Source organism: Escherichia sp. MOD1-EC7003, assembly GCF_002965065.1.
In the GTDB taxonomy this organism is placed as follows: domain Bacteria; phylum Pseudomonadota; class Gammaproteobacteria; order Enterobacterales; family Enterobacteriaceae; genus Escherichia.
Genome location: NZ_PTRE01000118.1, coordinates 1 through 8,242, shown reverse-complemented (window position 1 = coordinate 8,242; position 8,242 = coordinate 1). Strand labels below are relative to the sequence as shown.

Annotated in this window: 12 protein-coding genes; 9 read left to right on the top strand and 3 right to left on the bottom strand. The window is 52.3% G+C overall.

Features of this window, described 5'->3' with window-relative positions; translation table 11 throughout:
* On the bottom strand, window positions 1–207 hold a 207-nt coding region (locus tag A7090_RS19315), incomplete at its 3' end, for a helix-turn-helix domain-containing protein (protein WP_157941481.1).
* 416 nt (window positions 208–623) lie between these two features.
* Here A7090_RS19315 and A7090_RS19305 point away from each other — a divergent pair.
* The 4 genes from A7090_RS19305 (at window position 624) to A7090_RS19290 (ending at window position 2,969) form a co-directional block, all read left to right on the top strand.
* Window positions 624–1,352, top strand: a complete 729-nt coding sequence (locus A7090_RS19305) for a hypothetical protein (RefSeq protein ID WP_105275231.1) — start codon at window positions 624–626, stop codon at window positions 1,350–1,352.
* Between the two features lie 137 nt (window positions 1,353–1,489).
* Window positions 1,490–1,702, top strand: coding sequence for a helix-turn-helix transcriptional regulator (locus tag A7090_RS19300; protein WP_016231826.1), 213 nt, complete (start codon window positions 1,490–1,492; stop codon window positions 1,700–1,702).
* On the top strand, window positions 1,699–2,130 hold the full coding sequence (locus A7090_RS19295; protein WP_105275230.1) for a hypothetical protein: 432 nt from the start codon (window positions 1,699–1,701) through the stop codon (window positions 2,128–2,130). The genes A7090_RS19300 and A7090_RS19295 overlap by 4 nt, the downstream gene beginning before the upstream one ends.
* Before the next feature lie 14 nt (window positions 2,131–2,144).
* The gene (locus A7090_RS19290) at window positions 2,145–2,969 is read left to right on the top strand and encodes an antA/AntB antirepressor family protein (protein WP_105275229.1); all 825 of its coding nucleotides are present in this window, start codon (window positions 2,145–2,147) and stop codon (window positions 2,967–2,969) included.
* 115 nt (window positions 2,970–3,084) lie between these two features.
* On the opposite strand, the gene A7090_RS19285 is transcribed toward A7090_RS19290, so the two are convergent.
* Both A7090_RS19285 and A7090_RS19280 read right to left on the bottom strand, forming a co-directional pair.
* Entirely contained in the window at window positions 3,085–3,444 is a 360-nt protein-coding gene (locus tag A7090_RS19285) for an HVO_A0114 family putative DNA-binding protein (protein WP_105275228.1), read from the bottom strand.
* Window positions 3,445–3,448: 4 nt separating this feature from the next.
* On the bottom strand, window positions 3,449–3,730 hold the full coding sequence (locus A7090_RS19280) for a toxin-antitoxin system TumE family protein (RefSeq protein ID WP_105275227.1): 282 nt from the start codon (window positions 3,728–3,730) through the stop codon (window positions 3,449–3,451).
* Window positions 3,731–4,092: 362 nt separating this feature from the next.
* Between A7090_RS19280 and A7090_RS19275 the strand changes: the two genes are divergently transcribed.
* The 5 genes from A7090_RS19275 to A7090_RS19255 are packed head-to-tail and all read left to right on the top strand — an operon-like array spanning window position 4,093 to window position 7,408.
* Complete coding sequence (locus A7090_RS19275; protein ID WP_105275226.1) at window positions 4,093–4,290, top strand: host cell division inhibitor Icd-like protein; 198 nt, start codon at window positions 4,093–4,095, stop codon at window positions 4,288–4,290.
* On the top strand, window positions 4,283–4,825 hold the full coding sequence (locus A7090_RS19270) for a hypothetical protein (protein WP_105275225.1): 543 nt from the start codon (window positions 4,283–4,285) through the stop codon (window positions 4,823–4,825). The genes A7090_RS19275 and A7090_RS19270 overlap by 8 nt, the downstream gene beginning before the upstream one ends.
* On the top strand, window positions 4,818–5,015 hold the full coding sequence (locus tag A7090_RS19265; RefSeq protein ID WP_105275224.1) for a hypothetical protein: 198 nt from the start codon (window positions 4,818–4,820) through the stop codon (window positions 5,013–5,015). Before A7090_RS19270 ends, A7090_RS19265 begins: the two co-directional genes overlap by 8 nt.
* 12 nt (window positions 5,016–5,027) lie before the next feature.
* Window positions 5,028–5,270 carry a DUF4222 domain-containing protein gene (locus tag A7090_RS19260; protein WP_105275223.1) on the top strand — a complete coding sequence of 81 codons (243 nt, stop codon included), beginning with the start codon at window positions 5,028–5,030 and terminating at the stop codon, window positions 5,268–5,270.
* Window positions 5,267–7,408: a DUF927 domain-containing protein gene (locus A7090_RS19255; RefSeq protein WP_105275222.1), complete on the top strand. Its 2,142-nt coding sequence runs from the start codon at window positions 5,267–5,269 to the stop codon at window positions 7,406–7,408. Before A7090_RS19260 ends, A7090_RS19255 begins: the two co-directional genes overlap by 4 nt.
* Window positions 7,409–8,242 lie beyond the last annotated feature (834 nt).

Sequence of the window (8,242 nt, the reverse complement as noted above, 5' to 3'; positions counted from 1 at the left end):
GAGCCAGGCAAAATCTGGCTCTTTTTTCAGTGCTGTTAAGCGAGCGCTGGCTTGTGTATAGCCGATCTTCTCCTGCCGTTCGTAGTACGCATCGGTGCGCCAACGCAGGATCGAGTTATAGACAAAACGCACACACCCGAACGTTTGAGCCAAAAGCTCAACCTGATCGGGTGTTGGATAGAATCTGTATTTATAGGCGCGTTTCATAGGCTTACAAAATACACTGAAAAATGTAAGCCATATTGACGAAGGTCAAAAAATGTTACGCAGTTACCGCGCTTATATCCCCGCCCGATTGGGCGAGGTCTTACGCGCAAATTGATAACCGGAGTAACTATCTTGAAAAGCGTATTGTGTTGATGCGCTGGTGGGGGGAATTTGTGGAAACCGCATCCACGGGAGTGACCCTAGCAACAGGAATGAGAGGAATTAGAGCTGTATAAAAACACAAGCTGATTATTCACACAGTCTTGCAATGCAAGCGTTCAGAAAACGATCTATCATGGGCAAAACCGAAGATAACCGACGGTAACAGAATAAGCCGCGTCTAGGGTAGCTCCCGAATTCCCGTACACCTCTGCGGGTTGGCGCGGCCTCCATGATAGAGGGCGTGAGGTGGCGTAATGATTGATTTACCTTTCCATATTAAACGACTCAGAATTGTGACTTTAGAGCAAGCAGCTTTAGTTATGGCAGGCTTATCCGGTGAGTACGATACTCTTGATCCAAATATTATCAGTGGCTACATTAGCGATGAAGAAGCTTCATCATTTAAAGAAATTATATGTCAAGCTATTAAATTGAAAGAAGTTATCCCACTGAAAGCTTACACATATTCTGACCCTTCATGGGATCTCCCAATTGATATCCTAAGCTTAGTTGAAAATGATAATATTAATATCAACACACATATAGTAGATGCTAACTTTCTGGCAAAGGACATCTGGACTTGGGTTGAAAATGAGTTCACAGAATATAATGCCATTATAATTAACCACCCCTACGAGGTGGGATTACAGCCGCCATCGCGTACAAATCAAGAGTCACAAGAGATATCCGAACTTAAGAATAAAATTACCGCACTAGAAAGAGATATTGAGGTTTTAAAAAAATCGTATCCTCTTCACTTGGGTAAGTTTATCGGAGGCGTAGAAAGAGACCCTCTGTATCAGGCTATCAGGATAAGGAATTGTGAATGGGCAGAGTATGACCCTAACAATAATGGCACCAGAGTTAACCAGCAGGCCATAATTACAGAGCTTAAAACCAGTTACGGATTTGTTGAATCGACAGCCAAAGCTATCGAAAAAATCGCTTGCCCAATCGATCGCACCCCATCAAAAGTGGCTTAACATCTACCGTGAGGGTAACCACCCCGGCCCCTCACGGTAACCTACCCTCACCCCAAATAGTGTTGCCCTCACCCTATCTCATCATGCCAGTATTCCTACACCGCCGGAATTAATCGGTATTGAATGAGATTAACCAAATGACATCAGAAGAAAGAAAGATCCTTCTCAAAAAAGAAGTAAAAATGATTTTACGTATTAAATCAGATAGCGCATTTCAGGAGATGATTAACGCTGGCGAATTTCCGCGAGGATTTCGCATTGGCCTACGCCGTGTTGGTTGGTTTGAAGACGAAGTTAATAAATGGATAAATGATCGTGTATTTGAATCACGCGGCGAGGTGGCGCAATGAAAAAAGAAAACCGCCCCGAACAGCAGGCGGCTAACACAGATATTCGCCCGTCTGATGTTATCCCCACCACCAGCCGCACACAAGCGAGACGCACACCGAAGAAGCACCGCGCCCGCGTTTATATGCTTTGCACTGGTGCTGGTGGCTGGACTGAAAACGATATTCTGCGCCACTGCCATCTTTCATCAGGCCGCAATTACGCCAGTGAACTGGAGCGCCGCCTTGATATCTGCCTGGCGCGTTCAGAAGAAGCCAATGCCGATGGTATAGGGGCACATCTTCGCTACCGCTTTGCCTGCCGTGAGGACGTGATGAAGGTCATTAAGCTGGTCAATCAGTGTGCCAGTACTGGTGGCTACTGGAGCCTTACCCCGGAGACTATCGAAAGCATCCTCATGATGTACCCGGATAACCAGAACGCCGCCTGACAGGAACTGAAATAATGAAATTAATTAATGGCCTTCACGGTCAGGGCATCGCTCACCCTGAAAACCATAACCAGAATAATTTTGCCGAACTCATCCCGGTTATTTCCGGCATTATCGGTAGCCAGCCTGCCAGCGTGGTAAGTGCAAAGGAGTTACATGCCGCGCTGGGTGTGGGAAATGACTTTTCCACATGGATTAAGGGCCGCATTGAGGAATATGGTTTCATTGCTGACAGTGACTACACCCTTTTTGATTCCTCAAATTTCAGGAATCAAAGCTCAAATAATAACCATGATGGAAAGGCGTGGGAAACAAGACGCGGTGGGGACAGACGAAGCCGGGAGTATTTGCTTTCGCTGAATATGGCTAAAGAGCTGGCGATGGTCGAACGCAACGAGCAGGGCCGCGCCGTTCGTCGTTACTTCATTCACTGCGAGGAAACATTACAGCAGGAAGCCCCGTTAAAAGCCGCTGCGCTGCGCAAAGAACTTAAGGCCCGTATCACCGCCGCCAGTTACTTTAAGCCGATGTGCGCCGCGCTGGAAGTGGTGAGGCAGGAACAGGGCAAGGCCACACAACCACATCACTACACAACTGAATCGAACATGCTGGCGCGGATCGTGCTGGGTGGAATGACAGCGAAACAGTGGGCGCAGGCGAACGGCATCACCGGCGAAGCCCGCGACCATATGAGCGAGGAACAACTCGATCACCTTTCTTATCTTGAGCAGACCAATATCACGCTAATAGAACTGAGGCAGGACTACCACCAGCGCAAGACAGAATTACTGCGCCTGTCTCAGCGCTGGTTAGCCCGTCGCCTGGAGGTAGTTCAATGATAAGCATTCAGAATAAGAGCTTGCCCGTGTCTGGCCTCAACCTGTCAAAAGTTGACATACGGACAAAGAAAAAGGGCGCAGAGGATATCCACGCCCCGATAAACGCCTCGTACCGTTACGCTGCGGCGTCGTCCGAATTAAACTCAATGTGTACGCGGTCATACGGTAATACGATTTTATCGCCATCCCGATCCAGAACGCCGCCGTTCAACAGTGCCTGTACATCGTTGTATACACCGCGAAAATCGCGATTTACCAGACGGGCCAGCTCACGAATAGAAACGGGTTTTGCACCTTTCATCACTCTGATAATTTGCCAGCGATTGGGCGCAAGCATCGTTTTGGCAAGCTGCTCAACGCTGGGGAATATCAAATCAGATCCAACAACCACGCCTGACATAGCGCGAGTGGCATCTTCCATCGTTGTCTGGAAAGCATCGGCGATAGACATAATCCTGACGGTTAACACTCTCATAATGTCATCTCCTCAGATGGTTGATATCTTCCTGAAAGCTGGCTATCAGGTCTTGTATGCTGGTGAACGTGACCGGAAATTCACGATCGCCAATGTGTTTGTGGTCGCCATTTCCCCGTTCGTTGTCGTAGCGCATCACGCAGACGCCATCCACAATATAGGCCAGACTGTATTTATACAGATGCTGGCTACCGAGAATGGACGGGTCAACCTGCAAGATGCGGATGATGGCGAAAGCATTATCCGCAATCTGAATCCGTCGGTTCATCAACTCAACAGCAGACATAATTTGCCTCTCCTTGTTGATGTAAATCATAACATCAGTAACGTACTGATGAAAGTGATTACATCACAAAAAAATCCCTTGCCTGACACTGCCGCCCGGCGCTATGCTTTTCCCGCTGGTGTAAATCCACTGGCCGGGTTTAGCAGCCTGAATACTCGCGCGGACAACCGCGACCATTCTGTAACGCGGTCTTTTTTTGTCCGTAAAATGCCATGTTGCGTCCGTATTATGGTGGGGCGTAACGGGGAGGCGTTCGCGCCTGCCGGTTTCGTGAGTGCCGGTCTGCTAACCCTGTTACGTCTCACCACCCCGTTTAGCAGCGGTCTGGTGAGGTTAATAAACCTACTCACGAGGCCACCGCTATGGTCGCTACCCTTACCCCGTCACACCCGCGATTCATCTGGCTTATCGCTGCCGTTCGCCGCGATTGCCCGACTATCACCGCAAAAATCCACCATATCGCCGCAGATAGCGAGCATGAAGCCCGCCGCCAGCTTGCGCGGGAAAGTGTCTGCTTCTTCGCTGGACGTCTGCCCGCTACGGGGGCGCATCATGAATAAGCCGATCCCCGCAGGCGCTGACCTGTTTCATCTGGCAGGTGAGTGCGCCGCGCTGGTGTGCAGGCTGATGGAATACCACAGCCGCACTGAACACCGGGCGATGTGCAAATCCCTTGTCACCTCACTGGAGGCACTGACAGCGGCATACCATGCGGATACGGCGCTTCCCCTGCCGGACAATACCGCATCCGATCTGTCAGAGTACTGGCCTGATGAAAGCCTGACGCTGGAATACTGCCTCACGCTGGCAAAGGCGCTGGTGGCCGATACATTGCCCCGTGACATGATCCAGCCGCTTACCGGGCTGTTACATGACCTGGTGAATATGCTGGCTGACCAGGTGAAATCCTCCACGCCACACCGCTGTCAGGGCGTCGTCCTTCTGCCTTTCGTCCGTCGCTATCCTGCCGATATCGAAGCCACACTCGATCCCTTCGTGCTGGCCCTGTACCGCGAACGCCGTGAAATGCTTTGCCGTTTTAAACAGGCGCTTGATGTGGCGGGTGTCGCGTATGTGGAGGCAGACCATGCATAATCACTCCCTGACCTTCACAGTTACCATTCCGGCGCGACCGGACTTCACCGGACCTGTCCTGGTTAACGTGGAAAAAGGCACAGCCACAGGCGGCTATACGCTACAGAAAAACGAGTTTGTCAGTAACCTGGAAGGTTTTCTGGAAGCGGCAAAAATAGCCGGATTTACCGTTACACCACCAGCAGCATAAGGCGAAAAAATAATGTCCAAGAAAATAACTGGCGTTCCTGCCAGCGGGCAGGCTTTACCCGAAATTCGCCCCGGTGATAAATGGCGCGATAAATCCGGGTGTGCGGTAGTGATTACCGCGAATCAGTTCAACCGCGTGACATATGTCCGTGATGGCTACTCTCACCCCTGCGTATATCCGGTGGATCGCTTTCACCGGGAGTTTACCCGCGATGCCGTGGCACTGGCTGCCACCCGCAGGGAGGCGGTGGAATGAAGAACGCACCGAACCTTAAGCATCAACCGAAAGATAAACATGTTGAGGTGGTTATCTTTGCCGGGGCTGATGCCTTCGCTCACGCTAAAACATGGGAAGAGGACTGGGGATTAAAAGTTGCCGCAGATAAAACGCCGCCTGTCTGGCTGGGGCCAAAGCAACTGGCAGACCTGGCGAACCTGCGCATTATTGATAACGGGCGTAAGTGCGCCCGCCTCTATCATGCCGGAGATATTAAGCCCATTCAGATTAACGCCATTGCTGAAAAGCTGGCGCTGGCGGGCGTACAGGAAGCGAAGTTATACCAGGGGATACCTGACCAGCACCCGGAAGACTGGCGCGACTACCTGAACCGGATACGCGAACAGCACGAACGCGGGGAAGAAAGTCTGGTGGCAGAGGTACAACGGGCAGAGGGCAAACCTGCGCCGGTGGATGAGCTGGCCCCCTGTGTGGATGCCCGCCCTGACGGTCTGTACTGGGTAACGCCAAAGATGGATAAGCAGACCGGGGAAGTTACCCGCCCCGGTCAGTGGTTGTGTGATCCTCTTGAGGTGGTGGGCATCGGTGCGGATGAGTCCGAGCGGTATATTGTTCTGCGCTGGAAGCCCGCAGGCGCGCGTACAGCGCACACCGAAGCGATCCCCATGCGTGATACTGGCGAGCATGAAGGCTGGTCGCGGTTACGTGCTGGTGGGCTTTCTGTCACGGCTAAAAACAACTTTCGCGCCATCCTTGCCGATCACCTGTTGCGCAGTGGCGCGGGGGAACTCTGGCACATCACCAGCCTGACCGGATGGCAGCACGGCGCGTACATCATGCCGGACGGGGAAATCATCGGCGAGGCGGGCCGGAAGGTCCTGTTTTACGGTCACAGCGCGACGGCTTCCGGTTACACCTGTGCAGGTACGGCGCAGAGCTGGCGGGAGAACGTCGCCACGCTGGTGGCGGGTAATCCTTCCATGATGCTGGGCGTGGCGGCAGCACTTGCCGCGCCGCTGGTCGGGCTGGTGGGTGCGGATGGCTTCGGCGTCCATTTCTTCCAGCAGTCCAGCGCCGGGAAAACCACCACAGCAAACATCGCCAGCAGTCTGTACGGTAACCCGGATTTACTGCGCCTCACCTGGTACGGTACTGCGCTGGGTATCGCTAACGAGGCACAGGCGCACAATGACGGCCTGATGCCCCTGGATGAGGTTGGTCAGGGCAGTGACGCCCGCGCCGTGGCAACGTCTGCCTATACGCTGTTTAACGGTGTGGGGAAACTACAGGGCGCGAAGGAAGGCGGTAACCGGGAGCTTAAACGCTGGCGAACTGTCGCCATCAGTACCGGAGAAATGGACATAGAAACCTTTCTTGCAGCCGCAGGCATGAAGCCCAAAGCGGGGCAACTGGTGCGCCTGCTTAATGTGCCCCTGGAGAAGGCCACGGAATTTCACGGGCTGCCGTCCGGTAAAGCTCATGCTGATGCGCTCAGAGCGGCCTGTATGGCGCATCATGGCACCGCAGGGCGTGAATGGGTGCGCTGGCTGGCAGACCACCAGCAGGCGGCGCGGGAGGCCACAGAAGCCGCAAGGGAACGCTGGCGCGGGCTTATCCCGGACAACTACGGCGAGCAGGTCCACCGCGTCGGGGAGCGATTCGCCATCATGGAAGCGGCGCTGGTGCTGTCAGGCCATATCACCGGATGGGATGCGCAAGGGTGCCGGGATGCGGTACAGCGCAGCTTTAATGCCTGGGTGAAAGAGTTCGGCACCGGGAACAAAGAACACCAGCAGATTGCAGAACAGGCAGTGGCATTTCTTAACGCCTGGGGCATGAGCAAATTTGCACCCGTGGATTATGATCCGCGAGATCTCCACATCGGTGAACTGATGGGCTACCGGGACAAGGGCGAACGGTATGATGACCCGATGTTGTTTTACGTGCTTCCGGCACCGTTTAAAGAACACGTTGCCAGAGGCTTTAACAAGGACGCAGTGGCGCAGGTACTGCATGATGCGGGAATGCTTAAGAAACCCACCAGCGGCAGGGGCTGGCAGGGCAGAACACCGCGCCTGAAACATCAGAATAACGCCCGGCAGCGTGCATATATCCTGCTTTTCGCACCTGAACAGGAGGAAGAAGAAGCCGAATAATTCATACGTGCGCGTAAAGATGTTGTCCCGGTTGTCCCAATGAAGACGTTTTTTAACTAACTTACTGTTATTTATACATATCATCAGATAATTATGGGACAACATAGCGTGTTTCTGGGACAACATGCGGCGATTTTGGGACAACGTCAGGAAGTTTTGGGACAACATTCATCAGCCAACAATCCGGGACAACACAGAAACAGGGCATGTTGTCCCACAATGCTGGCATGTTGTCCCACAATTAAAAATAAGATTCAATAAAATCAGTTGGTTACATTTTTTGGGACAACCGGGACAACAGGGACAACACCTTTTTGTATATATAGAGATGATTTTTCCTGAATTTCAGGTTTGAAAGCCGGAAAGCTCGCCTGGCGGGTATCTGGTAAAATCAGGCATCCGGCAAACAACCAGAACAACAGGAAGCTAAAATCAGCGAAAAGAAGGGATGTTCAATGGAGCGCACGGAAAAGCTATTTCGTGCAAAACAGCGTTCGCGCCCGCTGCCAGACCGTCGGGCGGCATCAAGAAGCGCCGCATCTTCCCGTGCTGAACCCTGGACTGTATGACGCTCCCGTGCTGAAAACGGCATAAGGGGGTATTTGCGAAAACTACCCCATGCAAACAACGGGCATACAGTTTTTATACAGTAGTCAGGGCTGGTTTATCCGGCCCTGGTTGTTTCTGGAGATAGTCAAAACCAGTCATCCACCAGCAGTCAGGTTGCGCAAAAAGGTACGCACCGGATGTTAAGTTTTGTTAAGGTTTTTGCGCTGTCAGCGCCAATGATATAAGACAGTAATTCACCATTTGGATTGTCCGCTCCACCCAACA